We start from the raw sequence: 20,761 nt of genomic DNA, 5'->3' as shown, positions 1-20,761 counted from the left end.
AACGGAAGGCAGGTGGCGGCAGTGCCCAGGACGACGGACGGCGACGGGACCCCCGTGCCGCAGCGGCTGCTCGCCGCCGCCACCCGGCTCTTCGCGGAGCGGGGCTACGACCGCACCTCGGTCCAGGAGATCGTCGAGGCGGCGGGCGTCACCAAGGGGGCGCTCTACCACTACTTCGGCTCCAAGGACGACCTCCTGCACGAGGTGTACGCGCGCGTGCTGCGCGTCCAGCAGGAACGCCTGGACGCCTTCGCGAACGCCGACGAGCCGATCGAGAAGCGGCTGCGGGGTGCCGCGGCCGACGTGGTCGTCACGACGATCGAGAACCTCGACGACGCGTCGATCTTCTTCCGCTCGATGCACCACCTCGGTCCCGAGAAGAACAAGCAGGTCCGCGCCGAGCGCCGCCGCTACCACGAGCGGTTCCGCGCCCTCATCGAGGAGGGCCAGCGCAGCGGTGTCTTCTCGACGGCGACTCCGGCCGACCTGATCGTGGACTACCACTTCGGGTCCGTGCACCACCTGTCGACCTGGTACCGGCCGGACGGCCCCCTGAGCCCCCAGGAGGTCGCCGACCACCTGGCCGACCTGCTGCTGCGGGCGCTGCGCCCCTAGGGCCTCTCGTTTGGATCAGGCCGGGCTCGCGGGCCCCGGTGCCGCACCTCGCCGCGTTGTCGTCGGTCGCCAGGGCTCCGCCCTGACTCCCTCCTCCGCCTTGCGAGCCACGGCACCGGACCCCGCTCCCTGATCCGGCCTGATCCAAACGAAAGACCCTGGCCAGGTGGGGGGCGGCCGCTCACGGCGGCCGCCCCCCACCCGTCGCCTCACCGGTACTTCTTCAGCTCCCGCCGCGCCAGCGACCGCTGGTGCACCTCGTCCGGGCCGTCGGCGATCATCAGCGTCCGCGCCCCGGCGTACAGCTCGGCCAGCGGGAAGTCCTGGCTGACGCCGCCCGCGCCGTGCAGCTGGATCGCCCGGTCGATGATGTCCACGACCGCCCGCGGCGTCGCGATCTTGATCGCCTGGATCTCCGTGTGCGCCCCCCGGTTGCCCACCGTGTCCATCATCCAGGCCGTCTTGAGGACCAGCAGCCGCAGCTGTTCGACGGTCACGCGCGCGTCGGCGATCCAGTTGTGCACCACGCCCTGCTGTCCCAGCGCCTTGCCGAACGCCTCGCGCGAGACGGCCCGGCGGCACATCAGCTCGATCGCCCGCTCCGCCATGCCGATCAGCCGCATGCAGTGGTGGATCCGGCCCGGACCGAGCCGCGCCTGGGCGATGGCGAAACCGCCGCCCTCCTCCCCGATCAGGTTCGTCACCGGCACGCGCGCGTGGTCGAAGACCACCTCGGCGTGACCGCCGTGGTAGTGGTCCTCGTAACCGAAGACCTTCATCGCGCGCTCGACGGTCACCCCCGGGGTGTCGCGGGGCACCAGCACCATGGACTGCTGGCGGCGGATGTCGGGACCGTCGGGGTCCGTCTTTCCCATCACGATGAAGATCTTGCAGTCCGGGTTCATCGCCCCGGAGATGTACCACTTGCGGCCGGTGACGACGTACTCGTCGCCCTCCCGCTCGATGAGCGTGGTGATGTTCGTGGCGTCTGAGGAGGCCACCTCCGGCTCGGTCATCGCGAACGCCGAGCGGATCTCACCCGCCAGCAGCGGCTCCAGCCACTGCTTGCGCTGCCGCTCGTCGCCGAACTGCGAGAGCACCTCCATGTTGCCGGTGTCCGGCGCGGCGCAGTTCAGCGCGGTCGGCGCCAGCTGCGGGGAGCGGCCGGTGATCTCGGCCAGCGGCGCGTACTGGAGGTTCGTGAGGCCGGCGCCGTACTCGGTGTCCGGCAGGAAGAGGTTCCACAGCCCCTGGCGGCGGGCCTCGGCCTTCAGCTCCTCCACCACCGCCGGGGTCTCCCACGGCGAGGCGAGCAGGGCCCGCTGCTCCTCGGCGACCGCCTCGGCCGGGTACACGTGCTCGTCCATGAAGGCGAGCAGCTTGGCGCGCAGTTCCTCGGTGCGCGCGTCGAACGCGAAGTCCATGGCGTCAGCCTTCCTGGAGGGTGGTCAGACCGTGGTGGATGAAGACGGGGACCAGCTCGCCGATGCGGTCGAAGCCGCGGCCCACCGTCCGGCCCAGCGTGTAGCGGTAGTGGATGCCCTCCAGGATCACGGCGAGCTTGAACCAGGCGAACGCCGTGTACCAGGAGACGGCCGACACGTCGCGCCCCGAGCGCGCGGCGTACCGCTCGATCAGCTCGGCCGGGGACGGGTGCCCGGGGGCCGAGGCGGTGGTGGAGACGGGGGAGTGCGGGACCTCCAGCGGCACGCTGTACATCACCAGCAGGCCCAGGTCGGTCAGCGGGTCGCCGAGCGTCGACATCTCCCAGTCGAGGATCGCCCGGATCGTGTCGTCCTCGCCGATCAGGACGTTGTCGAGCCGGTAGTCGCCGTGCACGACCGCGGGGGCGGGGGAGGAGGGCAGCGACCGGCCGAGCGCGGCGTGCAGCTCGTCGATGCCGGCCAGGTCGCGGCTGCGGGAGGCGTCCAGCTGCTTGCCCCAGCGGCGCAGCTGCCGGTCGAGGAAGCCCTCGGGGCGGCCGAAGTCGGCGAGGCCCACCGCGGCCGGGTCCACCGCGTGCAGTGCCACCAGGGTGTCCACGAGCGACAGCACCGCGCCGCGGGTGCGCTCCGGGCCGAGCGGGAGCAGCTGGTCGGCCGTGCGGTACGGGGTGCCCTCGACGAACTCCATCACGTAGAAGGGAGCTCCCAGCACCTCCTCGTCCTCGCACAGCAGCACCGGACGCGGCACCGGCACGCTGGTCGGGTGCAGGGCTGCGATCACCCGGTGCTCGCGCCGCATGTCGTGCGCGGTGGCCAGCACGTGGCCGAGCGGGGGCCGCCGGACGACCCACCGGGAACCGCCGTCGGTGACCGCGTAGGTCAGGTTCGACCGTCCGCCCTCGATCAGCCGGCCGGTGAGGGGCCCGTCGACCAGGCCGGGACGCTCACGGTCGAGCAGGACGCGCAGCCGGTCGAGGTCGAGTCCGGGCGGGTGGTCGGAGGTCATACATCGCTCCTACGGGCGGGGGACGGGAACCCGCCCCATGATGCCGACCGGTCGGTATGTACGTCCAGAGGGAGCACCCGAAGTGATCGGGGCCACGACAGGGCGACAGCCCTCCCCGGCGGCCCCCGGGGAGCCCCCGGGGAGCCCCCGGGGAGCCCCCGGGGAGCCCCCGGGGAACGGTCGCCGGACCGGGCGGAGACCGCCGGCCGGGGGAGGACGCCGTCGGGACGCGCGGGTGGCCGACGTGGTCGCAGCGACGCACGCCCGGACACCCGGCTTGCGCGGCGTGCGGACACCCCGGAGGGTCGGTGCCATGAAGGGCATCAGCTACAGCCGGTACGGCGGTCCCGAGGTCCTCGAGTACGGGGAGGTCCGCGACCCCAAGGTCGGCCCCGACACCGTGCTGGTCAAGGTGCGGGCGGCCGCCGTCAACCCCGTCGACTGGAAGTGCCGGGAGGGCCACCTCGACGGCGTCCTGGACGCGGTCTTCCCCGTGATCCCCGGATGGGACGTCTCCGGCGTCGTCGTCCGGCCGGGCGCGGCGGTCACCGAGTTCTCGGTCGGCGACGAGGTGATCGGCTACGTCCGCGAGGACTTCCTCTCCCGCGGCACCTTCGCCGAGTACGTCGCCGCCCCGGTACGCACCCTCGCCCGCAAGCCGCGCAACCTCACCTGGGAGGAAGCCGCGGGCCTGCCGCTGGCCGGCCTCACCGCCTACCAGGTCCTGCACAAGGCCCTGCGGGTCAGGCGCGGCGAGACCGTCCTGATCCACGCGGCGGCCGGCGGTGTCGGCTCCGTCGCCGTGCAGCTCGCCCGCCATCTGGGCGCCCGCGCGATCGGCACGGCGAGCGAGGCCAACCACGACCACGTGCGCTCCCTGGGCGGTGAGCCCGTGGCCTACGGCGAGGGCCTGGCCGAACGGGTGCGGGGCCTCGCCCCGGAGGGCGTGGACGCGGTCTTCGACACGGTCGGCGGGGACACCCTGAAGACCTCCGCGAACCTGCTGGCCCCCGAGGGCCGGCTGGTGTCGATCGCCGACGGCGACGTCGTCGAGTACGGCGGCCGCTACTCCTTCGTGCGCCCCGACGCCGAGGACCTCACCCGTCTGGCGGAACTGGCCGAACAGGGCGTGGTGTCGGTCCACGTGTCGGAGACGTTCCCCCTGGAACGGGCGGCGGAGGCCTACCGCCGCAACGAGGAGGGCCGCACCCGCGGAAAGATCGCGGTGACGGTGCCATGGCCGGACGAGACGCAGGACTGAGCCCCGGCCCAGGGCGTGTTGCGAAGGTCCCTCCCCCGGAGGGGGCGCCCCCGGTCCGGCGACGCCACTTTCGAAACACGCCCCCGAGGTCCTCGCCCCGCGGTTTCGGCTGCGCGGCCCCGGCCGCCCCGCGGCTCACACCACCAGTGCCACCGCGCACACCGCCAGCGCCACCGTGCACAGCGCCGCCGCGGCGGCGTGCCGGGGGTCAAGGGCCGGGGGCGCCGCCGCCGACGCGAGCACGCGGATGCGGCGGTGGGCCAGGACGAGGAGAACCAGCCAGAGCAGGCAGCACGCCGCGCACCCGGCGACCGCGGGCACCGACGCGCCGCCCTGCAGCGCCACCTTCGCCCCGAGCACGGCGGCCACGGTGACCGACAGCGTCGTACGCCGCCAGGCGAGCCGGGTCCGCTCCGGCTGGAGCCCCGGATCGCGGTCGCCGGTCACCCCTCCCACCCGGTCATCCCTCCCACCCGAGCAGCACGACGACGACCATCGCCACGGCCACCACGGCGACGACGACGCCGAGCAGCGCGGGGAAGCGCGACACCGGCAGGTCCTCGCCCCGCCGCATGGCCCGCTCACAGCGCACCCAGTGGTTCACCGCCCGCAGGGCGCACAGCACGCCCGCCGCCAGCAGCGCCAGGGCCAGCCCCACCCGCCAGCCCCAGCGCAGGTCCGGCAGGAACTGGTCCACCGCGAACCCGCCGCCGATCAGCGCCAGCGCGGTCCGCAGCCAGGCCAGGAAGGTGCGCTCGTTGGCCAGCGAGAACCGGTAGTCGGGCGTCACCCCCTCCTGCCGGACCCCTTCGGGCGCGAACCACAGCCGGACGTTCCGCACGAACTCGCTCACCCGGCGGACCCTACCCGGCGTCCGTCCGCGTGCCCGCCGCGCCTCGGTCCGCCGCCCGCGACGCCCTGAGCCGTTCGTACGCGGCGAGACCGTCCGGCACCCACTCCCAGTCGCGCAGCCGGCGCTCGACCTCCTCCTCGGTGAGGAAGGCGTGCCAGGCGACCTCCTCCGCCTGGGGGTTCACCGGCAGGTCGCAGCGCACCTCGTACACGGCCGACCACCAGCTCCCGCGGGCGCCGCCGTCGTAGAGGAACTTGAAGAGGAACTCCGGACGCGGCAGGCCGTTCACGCCGAGTTCCTCCTCGGCCTCGCGCAGGGCCGCGTCGTCGTAGCTCTCGCCCGCGCCGACCACCCCGCCGACGAACATGTCGTGGAGCGAGGGGAAGACCAGCTTGGTGGGGGTGCGGCGGTGGACGAAGAGGCGGCCCTCGGCGTCCCGGGCCCGGACGAAGACGCACCGGTGGCGCAGGCCCCGGGCGTACACCTGCCCGCGCGGCAGGCGGTCCACCACCCGGTCGTGCTCGTCGACGACGTCGAGGATCTCGTCAGAAGCGCTCATCCGCCCATCCAAGCAGGGACGGGCGCGAAGGCGGGCGGGTGGACCGGCCGCAAGAGCGGACGGCGGTCCGGCCGGCGAGGCGGAGCCGCCGGAGGCCGGAACCGCCAGGGAGCGCAGCGGCCGGGGGCCGCAGCGGCTGGAGGGCGGAGCAGCCGGGGGTCAGAGCGGCTGGAGGTCGGGCACCCGCTCGCGCGGGGCCGCGCCCTGCGGCATCGCCGGGTGCAGCCCGAGCAGCATGATGCCGACGACGACCGCCGCGAGCCCCGCCGCCTCCCAGGCCAGCGCACCCGCGTCGGTGCGCAGCCGGTCCCCGAGGAAACCCACCCCGCAGATGATCCCGGCCAGCGGCTGGGCGGCGGTCAGCGCGGGCAGCGACATCCGCAGCGGCGCCGCCTCGAACGCGCTCTGCACCAGCACCAGCCCGGTCACCCCGAGCGCCAGCACGGCGTACGGCTCCCAGCCGGTGAGCAGTCCGACGAGGCCGCCCTCGGAGAAGCGTTCCCCGCTGATGCGGGTCAGGGCGTCCTGGACGCCGTAGAGCAGTCCGGCCGCGAGGGCCAGCAGCACCGGGGCGGCGGACAGCCGGGAGCGCTTGGCGCAGGCGGTGAGCGTCAGGGCCAGTCCGGCCATCACGCCGATGATCAGCCATTGCCGCAGCGGGTCGGAGAGTGCCGTGCCGCCGCGCGGTTCGCCCGCCACGATGAACGCGCTCACCCCGCCCGCGAGCAGCAGCAGGCCCGCCCAGCCCTGTCGGCCCAGCGGCTGTCTGGTCTGGTGGCGGGACAGGGCCAGGGCGAACAGCAGGTTCGTCGCGAGGAGCGGCTCGACCAGGGACAGCTCGCCCTGCCCGAGGGCGGCGGCGCCGAGCGCCATGCCGGCCACCATCAGCCCGATGCCGCCGAGCCAGCGCGGCACGCGCATCAGGTCGAGCAGCAGCCGGGGCGAGAGGAAGTCGCCGAGGGGCGCCTCCCGGGCCACGTTCTGCTGGAGGACGAATCCGAAGCCCAGGCAGCAGGCGGCGCTCACGGCGAGAACCAGAACCAGAACCGACACGCTGTGTACCTCGATCATCGGGTCGGGCCACGGGGTGTGTAGTGACCGACTGTAGCCTCCTGGCGCTCCCGGCGCCCCGGAGTGCCCGGGAATGTGTACCTCGGCGAGTGCCCGCTCACGGGGCGCCCCACGCGGTCGCGGCACCGGGGGCGGCGCGGAGCGACCGTACCGCCATGCTGCGGGACCGGAGCGGGCCGCGCCATGGCGTACGCCACATCCGTCGCCGCGGCCCCGCCGTGACCAGCCGCGAGACCGGCCAAGTTCCCTGTCGGTGACAGGAGTTGACGTCCGTCATGTGACTGCGGCGCTTGACGGTGGGCGCCGACCGGGGGTTTGCTGTGGGTGATCGGTCGATTGCGGGCCGATGACGGGCCCGCCGCCCCCGGACGTGTGCGGCCGCCTGCCCGGCCCGTCACCGAGGAGGATGAGGAAGTCCCGCGGTGCCCCGACCCCCGTTGTCCCCGGCCCGGAGCCGGCAGCGTCCGGCCACGACCGCCGGCGCGGCGCTCGACGACGCCGCGACGGCCCGCGCCGCGTTCGGCGCCGCCGCGCTCGACGAGGCCGCGTTCGACCGTGTCGAGCCCGGTCACGCCAAGCCCGGTCACGCGGCGCCCGGTCACGCGGCGCCCGGTCACGCCGAGCCCGGTCACGCGGCGCTCGACGACGCCGAGCTGGCCTCCGCCCGCGCCGTGCCGGCCCGGGGCCGCCGGCAGGCCGTCCGCTCGCTGCTCGCCCGCACCGGCGACGACTGGGACCGGCGCGGACACCGCGTCACCGTCCTCGCCCTCGAACCGCACGCCGCCGCCTCGGCCCAGGAGTGGCTGGCGGCCGAGCCCGGCTCCGCCGACGCCTCGGTGCTGCTCGCCCTGGCCCTGGTCGCGCGCGCCCTGCGCGGCGGGGAGACCCCGGCCGCCGCCCGCGCGGCCTGCCGGGCCGCCGCCGCGGCGGCGCCCGCCGACCCCACGCCCTGGCTCGGCCTGCTGATGCTGGAACGCGAGGGCACCGCTGACGCCGTCCGGTTCTTCGAGGAGATCCGGGCCCGTCACCGCGACCACCACCACGCCCACCACCTGATGGTCGCCCTGCTGGCCGAGCGTCGCGCCGACGCGGGCCCGGACCCGCTGCACGAGGTGTACGACTTCGCCGCCTGGGCGGCCGAGCAGGCACCCGCCGACTCCCCGCTGGCCATCCTCCCGATCGTCGCGCACGCCGAGCGCTACCGGGCCCTGGCCGTCCGCGGCCACGCCCCCGCCGACCCGACGACCGCCCTGCACTGGCGCGACCACCGGGCCGCCGACGTGATGAAGGCGGCTTTCGACTGGTGGCTGGAGTGGGAGCACGACGACCACCCCCGCCGTCTGGTCGACCTGAACTTCCTCGCCCACGCCAAGTTCTGCGAGGGCCTGCCCGCCGAGGCCGCCGCCCTCTTCCGCCGTATCGGCGACCACGTCACCCCCGCCCCCTGGTCCTACCCCGACCGCGACCCGTACGCCGCCTTCCGCGCGGCCCGGACGGCGGCGCTGGGCCAGGAACGGCCGCGAAGATGACATGAGGTGAGGAAGCGGGACGCCCCCGGCACGCCGGAAACCCGGGAACCCGGAAACCCGGAAACCCCGAGAACGATGACGGAATCCTGACGGCCGACCCGCCTCCCTGGCCCCGCCCGGCCCCCAGGTGCTCGAATGGAGGAGTGAATTCCGAACCGCCCGAGGAGCGCGGCACCCCCGTCGGCCGCCGCGTCTTCCTCGGCATGCTCGGCCTGGGCGCCCTCGGCGTCGTCGCCGCCCCCGACCTCCAGCGCGGCCTGGAGGACTTCCTGGGCCGCGCCGCCGACAAGGACCCCACCGGCCTCACCGACCTGCTCCCCAACGGGGGCGGCTTCCGCTACTACTCGGTGGCCTCCTCCGTACCGCACCGGAACGCCGGGAACTACCGCCTGACCGTCGACGGCCTGGTCGACCGGCCCGCCGTCCACACCCTGGCCGGCCTGAGGGCGCTGCCGCAGACCCGCGTGGTCAGGGACGTCCAGTGCGTCACCGGCTGGCGGGTGCCCGAGACGCCCTTCGAGGGCGTACGGCTGTCGGTCCTGCTCGACGCGGCCGGAGTGCGCGCACGCGCCGGCGCCGTCCGCTTCACCTGCTTCGACGGCACCTACACCGAGAGCCTCACCCTCGCCCAGGCCCGCCGCCCCGACGTCCTGGTCGCCCTGCGCATGCGGGACGAGGACCTCGGCCACGAGCACGGCGGCCCGGTCCGCCTGTACGTGGCACCCATGTACTTCTACAAGTCCGCCAAGTGGCTCTCGGGCATCACCGTCACCGAGAAGGTGGAGACCGGCTACTGGGAGAGGCGCGGCTACGACGTCGACGCCTGGGTGGGCCGTTCGAACGGGCGGGACGATGAGCCCACGAACTGACGCGCCGCCCGCCCCGGCCCGGATCCGCCGCTTCAGCCCGGCCGAACGCCTCGTGCACCGCGCGACCGCCCTGCTCATGGCCGTGTGCGTGCTGACGGCGGCCTTCCTCTACGTCCCCCAGCTCGCGCAGCTCGTCGGGCGCCGCGAGCTGGTCGTCCGGGTCCACGAGTGGACCGGCCTCGCCCTGCCCGCCCCCGTCCTGGCCGGCCTCGTCTCCCGCGCGTTCCGCGCCGACCTCGGCCGCCTCAACCGCTTCGGCCCGCACGACCGCCGCTGGCTGCGCGCGGCCCTGCGCCGCGACCGGCGGCGGGAGTCCAGGCCGGCGGGCAAGTTCAACGCGGGCCAGAAGGTCTACGCCGCGTGGATCGCCGGGGCCGCGGTGGTGATGCTCGGCACCGGGCTGCTCATGTGGTTCACCCACCTGACCCCGCTCGTGTGGCGGACCAGTGCGACCTTCGTGCACGACTGGCTGGCCCTGGCCGTCGGCGTCGTCCTGGCCGGCCACATCGGCATGGCCCTCGGCGATCCGGAGGCCCGCCGCGGCATGCGCACCGGATCGGTGAACCCGGACTGGGCCGAGCGGGAGCACCCGCTGTGGCACCGCTGACCGACTACGAACCGCACGGTCGCCGCCGCCGAGGCCGAGGCCGACAGCGGGTGAACCGGTCCCGCGGGCCCGCAGGACCCCGGTCCCGCGGCCCTGTACGACCTCGGTCCCGCGGCCCTGGGGACCGCGGGACCGGGCGGCCGTGTGACCGCGGGACCGTACGACCGGTCTATATGACCAGGGAGAGCAGCAGGACCAGGCCGCCGGCGACCACCGAGATGATGGTCTCCATGATCGACCAGGTCTTGATGTTCTGGCCGACGCTCAGGCCGAAGTACTCCTTCACCAGCCAGAAGCCGGCGTCGTTGACGTGGCTGAAGAACAGCGAGCCGGCGCCGATCGCCAGGACCAGCAGGGCGGTGTGCGCGGTCGACATGTCGGCGGCGAGCGGCGCGACCAGGCCGGCCGCCGAGATCGTCGCCACGGTCGCCGAGCCGGTCGCCAGTCGGATCGCCACCGCGATCAGCCAGGCCAGCAGCAGGGCCGGGATCGACCAGTCCTCGGAGATCTCCAGGACCATCCGGCCCACGCCGGAGTCGATCAGCGTCTGCTTGAAGCCACCGCCCGCGCCGACGATCAGCAGGACGCCGGCGATGGGCGCGAGGGACTTCTCGACCGTGGAGGAGATCCGGTCCTTGGTGAAGCCGGCCGCCCGGCCGAGGGTGAACATGCCGACGACGACGGCGGTGAGCAGGGCGATCAGCGGGGAGCCGACCACGTCGAACACGCGCTGCACGGTGTTCCCGGGGTCGTCCACGACGATGTCGACGAGCGCCTTGGCCAGCATCATCACGACCGGCAGCAGGATCGTCACCAGGGTGATCCCGAAGCCCGGACGCTTCTCCAGGTCCTCCGAGGGCCGCTGCGGGATCATCCGGTCCGGGGCCTGGACGTCCACCCAGCGGGCGGCGTACCGGGAGAACACCGGACCGGCGATGATCACCGTCGGGACGGCGACCAGCACGCCCAGCGCGAGCGTCACGCCCAGGTTGGCGTCCACGGCGTCGATCGCGACCAGCGGGCCGGGGTGCGGCGGGACCAGGCCGTGCATCACGGACAGACCGGCCAGCGCCGGGATGCCGATGCGCATCAGCGAGTAGTTGCCGCGCTTGGCGACCATCAGCACGACGGGGATCAGCAGGACGACGCCGACCTCGAAGAACAGGGGCAGCCCGATCACCGAGGCGATCAGCACCATCGCCCACGGCATCGACCGGCCGCCCGCCTTGGCGAGGATCGTGTCGACGATTCTGTCGGCGCCCCCGGAGTCGGCGAGCAGCCGGCCGAGGATCGCGCCGAGCGCGATGAGCACGCCCACACCGGCGACCGTGGCGCCGAGACCGGTGGTGAAACTGGCGATCGCCTTGTCGAGCGGCGCCCCGGCGAACGCGCCGAGCGCGAGCGAGCCGATGGTCAGCGCCAGGAAGGCGTGCAGCTTGAACTTGGTGATGAGCAGGACGATGACGGCGATGCCCGCCAGCACGGCGATGCCCAGCTGGGCATGACCGGCCGAGGTGATCGGCTCGACACTGTCCGCCGCCAGCATCTCGACGCTGAGTCTGGTCACGGGGGGTCCCTTACGCGTTACGGGGATTACGGGGATGGGAGAGAGGGGTGTTGCGGGTACTGCTGCCGCGGTGGCCGCCCGGGGGAGCGGGCCGGCTACCGCCGGGTGCCGGGAAGCCCGTCGAGCGCCCGGGCGGCGCGTTCGGTGATCTCCTCGGGCGTCCCGGTCACATCGACCGCGACCCCCGCCTCGTCCGCTTCGAGCGGCTGGAGCGTGGCGAACTGGGAGTCCAGCAGCGCGGTCGGCATGAAGTGTCCCTGCCGGTGCGCCATCCGGTCCTCGATCAGCGCCCGGTCACCGGCGAGGTGCACGAACACGATCCCGGGGGCTGCGGTCCTGAGCCGGTCGCGGTACGACCGCTTCAGCGCCGAGCAGCTGACGACCCCGCCCAGCCCGGCCCGCCCGTGCGCCCAGTCGCCGATGGCGTCGAGCCACGGACCCCGGTCGTCGTCGTCGAGCGGGGTGCCGGCCGACATCTTGGCGATGTTGGCCGGCGGGTGGAAGTCGTCGCCCTCGGCGTAGGGAACGCCCAGCCGGGCGGCGAGCAGCGGACCGATGGTGGTCTTGCCCGTGCCGGCGACGCCCATCACCACGACGACGTGGGGGGTACGCATCTCTGCCTCGCTGTCTTCCTCGACACCTGATGTCGACGACACTGAAACCCATTAGGTACGACGAATTCAAGAGCCTGTGACAAATAAGTCTGACTTTTCGACTCCGTGACGTGGCACGTACGCTGAGTGCATGACCATTCCGGGCCGGGGTCTGCACGGCCGCGTACTCGACACCCTCGGCCCCGCCATCACCGCGGGTGAGTACCCTCCGGGCAGCGTCCTGCGCACCGACGAACTGGCCCAGCGTTTCGACGTCTCACGCTCCGTGATGCGTGAGGCGGTCCGCGTCCTGGAGTCGATGCACCTGGTCGAGTCGCGGCGCCGGGTGGGCGTGACCGTACGCCCGAAGGCCGAGTGGAACGTCTACGACCCGCAGGTCATCCGCTGGCGGCTGGCCGGCGCCGACCGCCCCCACCAGCTGCGCTCCCTCACCGTCCTGCGTTCGGCGATCGAACCGGTCGCGGCGGGCCTGGCGGCGCGCAACGCCACGGCGGAGCAGTGCGCCGAACTCACCGAGTGCGCGCTCGGCATGGTGGCCAACTCGCGCGGCCACCGGCTGGAGGGCTACCTCCTCCACGACGTGGCCTTCCACCGCGTGATCCTCACGGCCTCCGGCAACGAGATGTTCGCCCGCCTCGGGGACGTCGTCGCGGAGGTCCTCTCGGGCCGCACCCAGCACGAGGTCATGTTCGAGGACCCCGACCCGGCCGCCGTCACCCTGCACGTACGGGTCGCGGAGGCGGTCCGCGAACGCGACGCGGACCGCGCGGAGAGGCTGACGCGCGAGATCACCGTCGGCGCGCTCCAGGAACTCGACATCCTGGCGCCGTGACGCACCCCGCGACCCGCCCCGCGTCCCGGGCGGCGCGGCCCTACCCCTCCGGGAACTCCCCGTCCACGTACACCCAGGCGCCCGCCACCCGCTCGAAGCGGCTGCGCTCCCGCAGCGCCCCGCCCCGGTAGGAGGCCCGGAACTCCACGACCCCCGTGGCGTGGAACGCGGAACCGTCGACCGTGTCGAGGATCTCCAGCCCCGTCCACCGCGTCCCCGGATCGAGGTCCAGCCGCCCCGGCCGGGTCCGCGGGTGCCAGGTCCGCAGCAGGTACCCCGCGTCGCCCTTCACGAAGGCGCTGTAGCGCGACCGCATCAACGCCTCGGCGGTCGGCGCGGCGGCGCCCGAGTGGAAGCGGCCGCAGCACTCCGCATAGGTCCCGGACAGCCCGCAGGGGCAGTTACGCGTGCTCATGACGGCCATTGTGCGGGAAACACGCCCCGGGGTGCGTCCGACCGTTCCCGCCGGGCGCGCGACGCGAAGGGCCGGACATGCCCTAGTGACCCGAGTCGGAAGTTCTTCGTCAGATGGGCGGTCGTCAACCGGATGCGGTGCGGCCGCCAGGTCCGCCCCGGCCTGCTGGAGTCCGGCCTCCGGCACGCCGAGCAGCCCGCTAGAACTACCCGAAAACCTTCGACTCAGGTCACTGGACGGCCGCCCGCGTGCCGGCCCGCGGCAGCGGCGGCAGCGCCGTCGCGTACAGCCACGCGTCGAACAGGTCGTCCAGCGGCTCGTCCGCGAACCGTGCCGCGTGCGCCGTGAAGGCCGCCGTCGTCACCGCGCCGCCGCGGTGCAGACCGAGCCAGGCGCGCAGCATCCGGAAGAACGCCTCGTCGCCCAGTGCGCAGCGCAGCGCGTGCACGGTCAGCCCGCCCCGCTCGTAGAGCCGGTCGTCGAACATCGACTTGCGGCCGGGGTCGGCCAGCCTCAGGTCCTGCGGCAGGGCGGAGAGCGACCGGTGCGCGGCGAGGGCCAGTTGCTGCGCCGTACGCCCGCCCGAGCGCTCCGACCACAGCCACTCCGCGTACTTGGCGAAGCCCTCGTTCAGCCAGATGTGCCGCCAGTCGGCGATGGACACGCTGTTGCCGAACCACTGGTGCGCCAGCTCGTGCGCCACCAGCCGCTCCGAACCCCGCGCCCCGTCCACGTGGTTGGCGCCGAACAACGACAACCCCTGTGCCTCGACGGGCACGTCGAGTTCCTCCTCGGTCACCACGACCGCGTACTCGTCGAACGGGTAGGGCCCGAAAAGCTGCTGGAAGAGGTGCATCATGCCCGGCTGGCGCGCGAAGTCCCGCGAGAACTCCGGCAGCAGGTCCGCCGGGATGTGCCCGTGCTGCGGCACCCCGCCCAGCCCCGGGTCGCCCAGCAGCACGGTCTGGTACTTGCCGATCGACAGCCCGACCAGATAGCTCGACGTCGGCGCCGACTGCTCGTACACCCAGGTCGTCGTGGACGCCTTCGTCGTCCGGGTCAGCAGCCGGCCACCCGCCACCACCGCGTACGCCGACGGCGTCGTCACCGAGATCTGGTACGACGCCTTGTCGGCGGGCCGGTCGTTGCACGGGTACCAGGACGGCGCCCCGACGGGCTGGCTCGCCACCAGCGCCCCGTCGCCCAGCTCCTCCCAGCCGATCCCGCCCCAAGGGCTGTTGACCGGCTTGGGGTTGCCCGCCCAGTGCACCTCCACGGTGAACGCGGCCCCCGACCGCAGCGCCTTGGCGGGCCGGACGCGCAGCCTGCCGCCGCGGTGCGTGTAGTGCGCCGGCCGGCCGTCCACCCGCACCCGGCCGATCTTGAAGTCGGCGAGGTTGAGCTGGAACTCGGGGAGCGGCGAACGGCCGGCTATCGCGTTGATCCGGGCCGTGCCCGCGAGCCGGTTCGGCCCGGGCCGGTAGTCCAGCGTGAGCTCGTAGCGATGCACCCGGTACCGGGAATCACCGTTGGCCGGGAAGTACGGGTCCGCCCCGCCTGCCTGCTGAACTGCCACTGCCGCGTCCGCTCCCTGCGCCGTGCCGCCACTCCCCGCCGGTGTCCCGTCGTCCGGTTCCGAGCGGCCGGCGTTCAGGGACGCCACGCCTCGATCGGGTTGCCGAGCCAGCGGGTGTCGTCCGGGACGGACTCCGCGGCCATCACGAGCGACGCGGGGCCCAGGGTCGTACGGGCCCCGACCGTGCTGCCGGGCAGCACGATCCCGCCAGGGCCCAGCGTGGCACCCTCACGGAGGACCACAGTATCCGTCCGCAAGATCCGGTCGTGGAAGAGGTGAGTCTGGAGCACGCAGCCCCGGTTGACCGTGGCCGCGTCCCCCAGCGTCACCAGGTCCGCCTCCGGCAGCCAGTAGCTCTCCACCCACACGCCCCGGCCGATGTGCGCGCCGAGCCCGCGCAGCCACGCCGACAGCACCGGCGTGCCCGCCACCGGACCGGCCAGCCACGGCACCGCCACCACCTCGACGAAGGTGTCCGCCAGCTCGTTGCGCCACACGAAACCGCTCCACAGCGGGTGCTCCCCGCGGCGGTGCCGCCCCACCAGCAGCCACTTCGCGACGATCGACAGCAGGGCCGCCGCCCCGCCCGCCCCGAGCAGCACCGGCCCGGACAGCAGGGGGGCCCACGCCCCCAGCGCGCACAGCGCGGCCACGGTCAGCACCGCGAGACCCGCCGAGCAGAACACCGGCACGATCCGGCACAGCTCCACCAGCGCGCGCGCCCACAGCAGCCGCGCCGGCGGCTCGTAGGTGCGGCTCCGGTCGCCGTCGGCCGTCGCCCGCGGCAGCTTCACCGGCGGCAGCCCCAGGTAGGAGCTGCCCTTCTTCGCCTTCTTCGGCGTCGCCGACAGCACCCCGACGAGCCCGCCGTCCGGCACGCTCCGCCCCGGCGCGGTCATCCCCGAGTTCCCGAGGAACGCCCGCCGCCCGATCTCCGCGCGCCCGATCCGCACCCAGCCGCCCCCCAGCTCGTACGGCGCGGTCAGCGTGTCGTCGGCCAGGAACGCGCCCTCGCCGACCGTGGTCAGGCTGGGCAGCGCCAGGACGGTCGACACCTCGGCGCCCTTGCCGATCCGCATCCCGAGCAGCCGCAGCCACACCGGCGTCGCCAGCCCGGCGTACAGCGGGAAGAGCGTCTCGCGCGAGCGGTCCATCAGCTGGGTGACCGTCCAGGCCTGCCAGCCGATCCGGCCGTGCGTCGGATGCGTGCCCTCCCGCAGCCCCACGCTCAGCAGCCGCACGGCGACCAGGAGCAGCAGCGCGTACGCCAGCCCGTAGGCGAGCGTGGCCGGGACCAGCGCCAGGGCGGCACCCCGCAACGGGGCGTCCGGCGGGACGAGGGGGTACGCCACGAGCAGCGCGGCACCGGCAGCCGACACCGGCAGCAGCGTCAGCCCCGCCCCCGAGACCCCGTACAGGGCCCGCCACAGCCGGCTCCGCGCCGGCCGTTCCTTCGGCCAGTTGCGCTTGGCCTTGCCGACCTTGACCGCGGGCGCACCCGCCCAGCGCTGCCCGGTCGGGATCCGGCCGGTGACGGCCGAACCCGGCGCCACCTCGGCCCGCTTGCCGACCCGGGCCCCCGGGAAGAGGATGCTGCGCGTGCCGACGACGGCGTGCGCGCCGACCCTGACCGGGCCGATCTCCAGCCGGTCGCCGTCCAGCCACCAGCCGGAGAGGTCCACCTCGGACTCGACGGCCGCGCCCCGGCCCAGCCGGAGCATCCCGGTGACCGGCGGCAGCGCGTGCAGGTCCACGTCCGGACCGATCCTCGCCCCGAGGGCGCGGGCGTACCGCTGCAGCCAGGAGCCGGTCAGCGAGGTCGCCCCGCTGAACTCGACGAGCCGCTCGGCGGCCCACAGCCGCAGGTGGACCCCGCCGCCCCGCGGGTGACGGCCCGGCGTCACCCCCCGCAGCAGCAGCCGCGCCCCGCCCGCGCCGAGCGCGAGCCGGCCGGGCGGGCTGAAGAACAGCAGCGCGCCCGCGACCACCAGCCACCAGGGCGCGGTCGGCAGCCATCCGTACGCGGGCAGGACGTTGCCCGCGGCGGCCAGGACCAGCGTCCAGCGCAGCCCCAGCAGCGTGAACAGCGGCAGGAGCAGCAGCACCTGCGCCAGCTGCGCACGACGCGGCATCGGGGCTACGGTGCGCCGGGAACCGTCGCCGCGCGCGGACTCCTCCAGGTACCGGGCCAGCTTGCGCAGCGTCGGCCGCTGGTAGACGTCGAGCACGGCGGCGCTCGGGTACCGGGTCCGCAGTCGCGTCGTCAGCTGCGCGGCGGTCAGACTGCCGCCGCCGATCGCGAAGAAGTCGTCACGGGCACTGCCGACCGGGACGCCGAGGACCGCCGTCCACTGCTCGGCGAGCCAGGCCTCGGTGCCGTGGAGCCGCTCGGCCGGCCCGCCCGTCTCCAGGCCCTCCAGCGGCCACGGCAGCGCGGCCCGGTCGACCTTGCCCGACGTCCGGGTCGGCAGGTCCGCCACCGGCGCGAGCAGCGGCACGAGCGCGGCGGGCAGCGCCGCACGGAGCCGGTCCACGGCCGCGGCCCGGTCCCAGCCGTCCGCCGCGACCACGTACCCGACGAGGAGCTGGTTGCCGCCGCGCGCGGTGCGCACGGCGGCGGCCGCGCCCGCGACCCCGGGCAGCGCCTGGAGCGCCGCGTCGACCTCGCCCAGCTCGATCCGCCGCCCGCCGAGCTTGACCTGCTCGTCGGCCCGCCCGAGGAAGACCAGCCCCTCCGGCTCCGCCCGCACGAGGTCACCGCTGCGGTACGCCCGCTCCCAGCCCAGCGACTCCAGCGGCGCGTACTTCTCCGCGTCCTTCCCGGCGTCGAGGTACCGGGCGAGTCCGACACCGCCGATCACCAGCTGCCCGCTGCCGCCCATCGGCACCGGCTCACCGGCCTCGTCCACGACGGCCAGCTCCCAGCCACGCAGCGGCAGCCCGATGCGGACCGGCTCCGCTCCGCCCATCAGCGCCGCACAGGCCACCACGGTCGCCTCGGTCGGCCCGTACGTGTTCCAGACCTCGCGCCCCTCGGTCACCAGCCGCTGCACCAGGTCGGGCGGACAGGCCTCACCGCCGAAGATCAGCAGACGGACGTCGTCGAGGGTCTCGGGCTCCCAGAGCGCGGCGAGCGTGGGCACCGTCGAGACGACGGTGATCTCCTGCTCCACCAGCCAGGGACCGAGGTCGGCACCGCTCCTGACCTGCGCCCGCGGCACCGGCACCAGACAGGCGCCGTACCGCCAGGCCAGCCACATCTCCTCGCAGGAGGCGTCGAAGGCGACGGACAGCCCCGCCATCACCCGGTCGCCCGGCCCGATCGGCTCGTCGGTGAGGAACAGCGCGGCCTCGGCGTCCACGAACGCGGCGGCGCCGCGGTGGCTGACGGCGACGCCCTTGGGCTTCCCGGTGGAGCCGGAGGTGAAGATGATCCACGCGTCGTGTCCGGCCCCGGGCCGCGCGGCCGGCGCCCCGGAGCGGCCGTGCACGGTCAGCTCGTGCCCGGCACCGACGACGGCCCCGACCCCGGCCTCCCCGAACACCAGCTCGGCCCGCTCGTCGGGGTCCTCGGCGTCCACGGGGACGTAGGCCGCCCCGGCGGCGAGCACGGCGAGGATCGCCACGTACAGCTCGTTCGTCCCCGACGGCACCCGGACCCCCACCCGGTCGCCGAGACCGACCCCGGCACCGGCCAGCCGGCGGCGCAGCCGCTCGACCTCGACGGCCAGCTCGCGGTAGGTCAGCGCCGTGGTGCCGTCGTCCAGGGCGGGCTCGTCGGGGTACGAGCGCACCGACGCGTCGAGGATGTCCACGAGGGTGCGCGGGGAGGCGGCGGGGCCGCCCGAGAAACGCGCCGTGTCGCCGAACCGTCCGCGGATCTCTTCGTCGAGCAGGCCGAGAGCGCTGCTCTCGTCTGTGGCTGCCATCGGGACCTCGCGTCTCGTTCCCGGAGCCCTCCGGGGCGCTGGCGGGCCCGCAGGTCTGCCTGGGGTTGTCCGACTCCAGCCCGTAACAAGCCGGAAATTTTAGTACGACGCTAGGCTCGCCCCCCTTGTGCCGGCCAGCCGGGACCGCCGAACGGGGCGCGCCGGGGGCGGCGGGACCGCCGTGACCTGGCGATCTTCGAACCAGGGAGAGATGCCCCACAGCAACGGGTGAGGGCCCCGACCTGACGGTCGGGGCCCTCACCCATCTCGCGTGTCCGAGGGGGGACTTGAACCCCCACGCCCGATAAAGGGCACTAGCACCTCAAGCTAGCGCGTCTGCCATTCCGCCACCCGGACAAGGTGTCTTTCGCGCGGGTTTCCCCCGCGGTGACGTCGTAAACATTACCAGGCTTTCCGGGGTGCCCGATCACGGCCCGCCCGCCGCCCGCCGCCCGCCGCCCGCCGCATCCGGCGTGAACGGCGTGAACGGCGTGTGACGGGCCGGGACCGGTCTTGGGCGCGGGCGCGGGGGAGGGGGAGGATGAGGGGAACCACCAGCAGCGACAGCGGGAGGAAGCAGCGTGAGCGCGACGGACGACACGGCCAGGGGCGTCACCGGCGAGGACGAGGTCGTGGACCTCTGCCGCGAGCTGATCCGGTTCGACACCAGCAACTACGGCGACCACTCGGGTCCGGGCGAGCGCAAGGCGGCCGAGTACGTCGCCGAGAAGCTCGCCGAGGTCGGGCTGGAACCGAAGATCTACGAGTCCCACCCGGGGCGCGCCTCCACCGTGGCCCGCATCGAGGGCACGGACCCCTCGCGGCCCGCGCTCCTCATCCACGGCCATCTCGACGTCGTCCCCGCCAACGCGGCCGACTGGACCCACGACCCCTTCTCCGGAGAGGTCGCCGACGGGTGCGTGTGGGGCCGGGGCGCGGTCGACATGAAGGACATGGACGCGATGACCCTGGCGGTCGTCCGCGACCGGCTGCGCTCCGGACGCAGGCCGCCGCGCGACGTGGTCCTCGCCTTCCTCGCCGACGAGGAGGCGGGCGGCACCTACGGCGCCCGGCACCTCGTCGACCGTCACCCCGACCTCTTCGAGGGCGTCACCGAGGCGATCAGCGAGGTGGGCGGGTTCTCCTTCACGGTGAGCGAGGAGCGCCGGCTCTACCTGATCCAGACGGCCGAGAAGGGCATGCACTGGATGAAGCTGGCGGTGGCCGGCACCGCCGGGCACGGCTCGATGATCCACCGGGACAACGCGATCACGGAGCTGTCCGAGGCCGTGGCCCGGCTCGGCCGCCACACCTTCCCGGTACGGGTCACCAAGACCACCCGGGCCTTCCTCGACGAACTGGGCGACGCGCTCGGCACCCCGCTGGACCCGGAGGACATGGAGTCCACCCTCGCCCGGCTCGGCGGCATCGCCAAGCTGATCGGCGCGACCCTGAGCAACACGGCCAACCCCACCCAGCTGAACGCCGGTTACAAGGTCAACGTCATCCCCGGCGAGGCCACCGCCCACGTCGACGGGCGCTTCCTGCCGGGACACGAGGAGGAGTTCCTCGCCGACCTCGACCGGATCCTCGGCCCCCACGTGCGCCGTGAGGACGTGCACTCCGACAAGGCCCTGGAGACCTCCTTCGACGGGCCCCTGGTCGAGGCCATGCAGTCCGCGCTGCTCGCCGAGGACCCCACCGCCAAGGCGGTCCCCTACATGCTCTCCGGCGGCACCGACGCCAAGTCCTTCGACGACCTCGGCATCCGCGGCTTCGGCTTCGCGCCGCTGAAGCTGCCGCCGGAGCTGGACTTCGCCGGCATGTTCCACGGCGTCGACGAGCGCGTGCCCGTGGACGGCCTCCGGTTCGGCGTCCGCGTGCTCGACCGCTTCCTCGACGCCTCCTGAACGGCACCCCGCTATTCGGCAGCGTGTACGGGAGCGACTGGAAAGAGTGAATGCGCCGATAAGCACGTAGCCCCATTACTTCCTCGTCGTTACTGCTGATGCG

General features: G+C 74.0%; 18 protein-coding genes and 1 tRNA gene. 7 read left to right on the top strand and 12 right to left on the bottom strand.

The genetic code is table 11. The features are described 5' to 3' along the window. Positions 1–21: 21 nt before the first annotated feature. Positions 22–615, top strand: coding sequence for a TetR/AcrR family transcriptional regulator (locus ACZ5FU_RS18800; RefSeq protein WP_451531381.1), 594 nt, complete (start codon positions 22–24; stop codon positions 613–615). 209 nt (positions 616–824) lie between these two features. On the opposite strand, the gene ACZ5FU_RS18795 is transcribed toward ACZ5FU_RS18800, so the two are convergent. Continuing rightward, on the bottom strand, positions 825–2,039 hold the full coding sequence (locus tag ACZ5FU_RS18795; protein WP_451779659.1) for an acyl-CoA dehydrogenase family protein: 1,215 nt from the start codon (positions 2,037–2,039) through the stop codon (positions 825–827). A gap of 4 nt (positions 2,040–2,043) precedes the next feature. Next, the gene (locus ACZ5FU_RS18790; RefSeq protein ID WP_451527860.1) at positions 2,044–3,066 is read right to left on the bottom strand and encodes a phosphotransferase family protein; all 1,023 of its coding nucleotides are present in this window, start codon (positions 3,064–3,066) and stop codon (positions 2,044–2,046) included. 313 nt (positions 3,067–3,379) lie between these two features. On the opposite strand from ACZ5FU_RS18790, the gene ACZ5FU_RS18785 reads away from it, so the two are divergent. Next, a complete protein-coding gene (locus tag ACZ5FU_RS18785) occupies positions 3,380–4,327 on the top strand; it encodes an NADP-dependent oxidoreductase (RefSeq protein ID WP_451527861.1) in 948 nt (315 codons plus the stop codon). Positions 4,328–4,462: 135 nt separating this feature from the next. Here ACZ5FU_RS18785 and ACZ5FU_RS18780 read toward each other — a convergent pair whose 3' ends face one another. From ACZ5FU_RS18780 to ACZ5FU_RS18765, 4 genes are all read right to left on the bottom strand, one after another. After that, positions 4,463–4,783 (bottom strand): DUF202 domain-containing protein, encoded by a 321-nt coding sequence (locus ACZ5FU_RS18780; protein ID WP_451779665.1) that lies wholly within the window; start codon positions 4,781–4,783, stop codon positions 4,463–4,465. Between the two features lie 4 nt (positions 4,784–4,787). Continuing rightward, a complete protein-coding gene (locus ACZ5FU_RS18775) occupies positions 4,788–5,180 on the bottom strand; it encodes a YidH family protein (protein WP_451527863.1) in 393 nt (130 codons plus the stop codon). A 10-nt stretch (positions 5,181–5,190) separates the two neighbouring features. Further along, the gene (locus tag ACZ5FU_RS18770) at positions 5,191–5,739 is read right to left on the bottom strand and encodes an NUDIX hydrolase (protein WP_451527864.1); all 549 of its coding nucleotides are present in this window, start codon (positions 5,737–5,739) and stop codon (positions 5,191–5,193) included. Positions 5,740–5,898: 159 nt separating this feature from the next. Beyond that, the gene (locus ACZ5FU_RS18765) at positions 5,899–6,792 is read right to left on the bottom strand and encodes a DMT family transporter (RefSeq protein ID WP_469045553.1); all 894 of its coding nucleotides are present in this window, start codon (positions 6,790–6,792) and stop codon (positions 5,899–5,901) included. Between the two features lie 440 nt (positions 6,793–7,232). Here ACZ5FU_RS18765 and ACZ5FU_RS18760 point away from each other — a divergent pair, with 440 nt between their 5' ends. The 3 genes from ACZ5FU_RS18760 to ACZ5FU_RS18750 all read left to right on the top strand — a co-directional run bounded on the left by ACZ5FU_RS18760 (position 7,233) and on the right by ACZ5FU_RS18750 (position 9,815). Beyond that, positions 7,233–8,339, top strand: a complete 1,107-nt coding sequence (locus ACZ5FU_RS18760) for a hypothetical protein (RefSeq protein WP_451527866.1) — start codon at positions 7,233–7,235, stop codon at positions 8,337–8,339. A gap of 143 nt (positions 8,340–8,482) precedes the next feature. Next, entirely contained in the window at positions 8,483–9,208 is a 726-nt protein-coding gene (locus tag ACZ5FU_RS18755; protein WP_451779670.1) for a molybdopterin-dependent oxidoreductase, read from the top strand. Next, positions 9,192–9,815 carry a cytochrome b/b6 domain-containing protein gene (locus ACZ5FU_RS18750; RefSeq protein ID WP_451527868.1) on the top strand — a complete coding sequence of 208 codons (624 nt, stop codon included), beginning with the start codon at positions 9,192–9,194 and terminating at the stop codon, positions 9,813–9,815. The genes ACZ5FU_RS18755 and ACZ5FU_RS18750 overlap by 17 nt, the downstream gene beginning before the upstream one ends. A gap of 169 nt (positions 9,816–9,984) precedes the next feature. Here the strand turns inward: ACZ5FU_RS18750 and ACZ5FU_RS18745 are convergent, their stop codons facing one another. Both ACZ5FU_RS18745 and ACZ5FU_RS18740 read right to left on the bottom strand, forming a co-directional pair. Next, positions 9,985–11,382: a GntT/GntP/DsdX family permease gene (locus ACZ5FU_RS18745; protein WP_451527869.1), complete on the bottom strand. Its 1,398-nt coding sequence runs from the start codon at positions 11,380–11,382 to the stop codon at positions 9,985–9,987. A gap of 95 nt (positions 11,383–11,477) precedes the next feature. Next, the gene (locus ACZ5FU_RS18740; protein ID WP_451527870.1) at positions 11,478–11,996 is read right to left on the bottom strand and encodes a gluconokinase; all 519 of its coding nucleotides are present in this window, start codon (positions 11,994–11,996) and stop codon (positions 11,478–11,480) included. 130 nt (positions 11,997–12,126) lie between these two features. On the opposite strand from ACZ5FU_RS18740, the gene ACZ5FU_RS18735 reads away from it, so the two are divergent. Further along, on the top strand, positions 12,127–12,828 hold the full coding sequence (locus ACZ5FU_RS18735; protein WP_451779674.1) for a FadR/GntR family transcriptional regulator: 702 nt from the start codon (positions 12,127–12,129) through the stop codon (positions 12,826–12,828). A gap of 40 nt (positions 12,829–12,868) precedes the next feature. Here the strand turns inward: ACZ5FU_RS18735 and ACZ5FU_RS18730 are convergent, their stop codons facing one another. From ACZ5FU_RS18730 to ACZ5FU_RS18715, 4 genes are all read right to left on the bottom strand, one after another. Then, positions 12,869–13,243 carry a YchJ family protein gene (locus ACZ5FU_RS18730; protein WP_451527872.1) on the bottom strand — a complete coding sequence of 125 codons (375 nt, stop codon included), beginning with the start codon at positions 13,241–13,243 and terminating at the stop codon, positions 12,869–12,871. 229 nt (positions 13,244–13,472) lie between these two features. Next, on the bottom strand, positions 13,473–14,819 hold the full coding sequence (locus ACZ5FU_RS18725; RefSeq protein WP_451779676.1) for a M1 family metallopeptidase: 1,347 nt from the start codon (positions 14,817–14,819) through the stop codon (positions 13,473–13,475). Between the two features lie 74 nt (positions 14,820–14,893). After that, positions 14,894–18,748 carry a Pls/PosA family non-ribosomal peptide synthetase gene (locus tag ACZ5FU_RS18720; RefSeq protein ID WP_451779679.1) on the bottom strand — a complete coding sequence of 1,285 codons (3,855 nt, stop codon included), beginning with the start codon at positions 18,746–18,748 and terminating at the stop codon, positions 14,894–14,896. Between the two features lie 272 nt (positions 18,749–19,020). Then, positions 19,021–19,105: transfer RNA gene (locus tag ACZ5FU_RS18715), tRNA-Leu, on the bottom strand. Between the two features lie 224 nt (positions 19,106–19,329). On the opposite strand from ACZ5FU_RS18715, the gene ACZ5FU_RS18710 reads away from it, so the two are divergent. After that, entirely contained in the window at positions 19,330–20,658 is a 1,329-nt protein-coding gene (locus tag ACZ5FU_RS18710) for a M20/M25/M40 family metallo-hydrolase (RefSeq protein WP_451527875.1), read from the top strand. The last annotated feature ends 103 nt before the right edge of the window (positions 20,659–20,761 follow it).

Source organism: Streptomyces sp. NPDC031554 (assembly GCF_055580685.1).
Note: the sequence above shows the minus strand (reverse complement) of the source record. Positions and strands in the feature narration are given on the sequence as shown.

Coding starts and splice junctions, on each gene's coding strand:
- ACZ5FU_RS18795 (WP_451779659.1), bottom strand. CDS start 2,039: ATGGACTTCGCGTTCGACGCGCGCACCGAGGAACTGCGCGCCAAGCTG.
- ACZ5FU_RS18790 (WP_451527860.1), bottom strand. CDS start 3,066: ATGACCTCCGACCACCCGCCCGGACTCGACCTCGACCGGCTGCGCGTC.
- ACZ5FU_RS18785 (WP_451527861.1), top strand. CDS start 3,380: ATGAAGGGCATCAGCTACAGCCGGTACGGCGGTCCCGAGGTCCTCGAG.
- ACZ5FU_RS18770 (WP_451527864.1), bottom strand. CDS start 5,739: ATGAGCGCTTCTGACGAGATCCTCGACGTCGTCGACGAGCACGACCGG.
- ACZ5FU_RS18750 (WP_451527868.1), top strand. CDS start 9,192: ATGAGCCCACGAACTGACGCGCCGCCCGCCCCGGCCCGGATCCGCCGC.
- ACZ5FU_RS18740 (WP_451527870.1), bottom strand. CDS start 11,996: ATGCGTACCCCCCACGTCGTCGTGGTGATGGGCGTCGCCGGCACGGGC.
- ACZ5FU_RS18735 (WP_451779674.1), top strand. CDS start 12,127: ATGACCATTCCGGGCCGGGGTCTGCACGGCCGCGTACTCGACACCCTC.
- ACZ5FU_RS18730 (WP_451527872.1), bottom strand. CDS start 13,243: ATGAGCACGCGTAACTGCCCCTGCGGGCTGTCCGGGACCTATGCGGAG.
- ACZ5FU_RS18720 (WP_451779679.1), bottom strand. CDS start 18,748: ATGGCAGCCACAGACGAGAGCAGCGCTCTCGGCCTGCTCGACGAAGAG.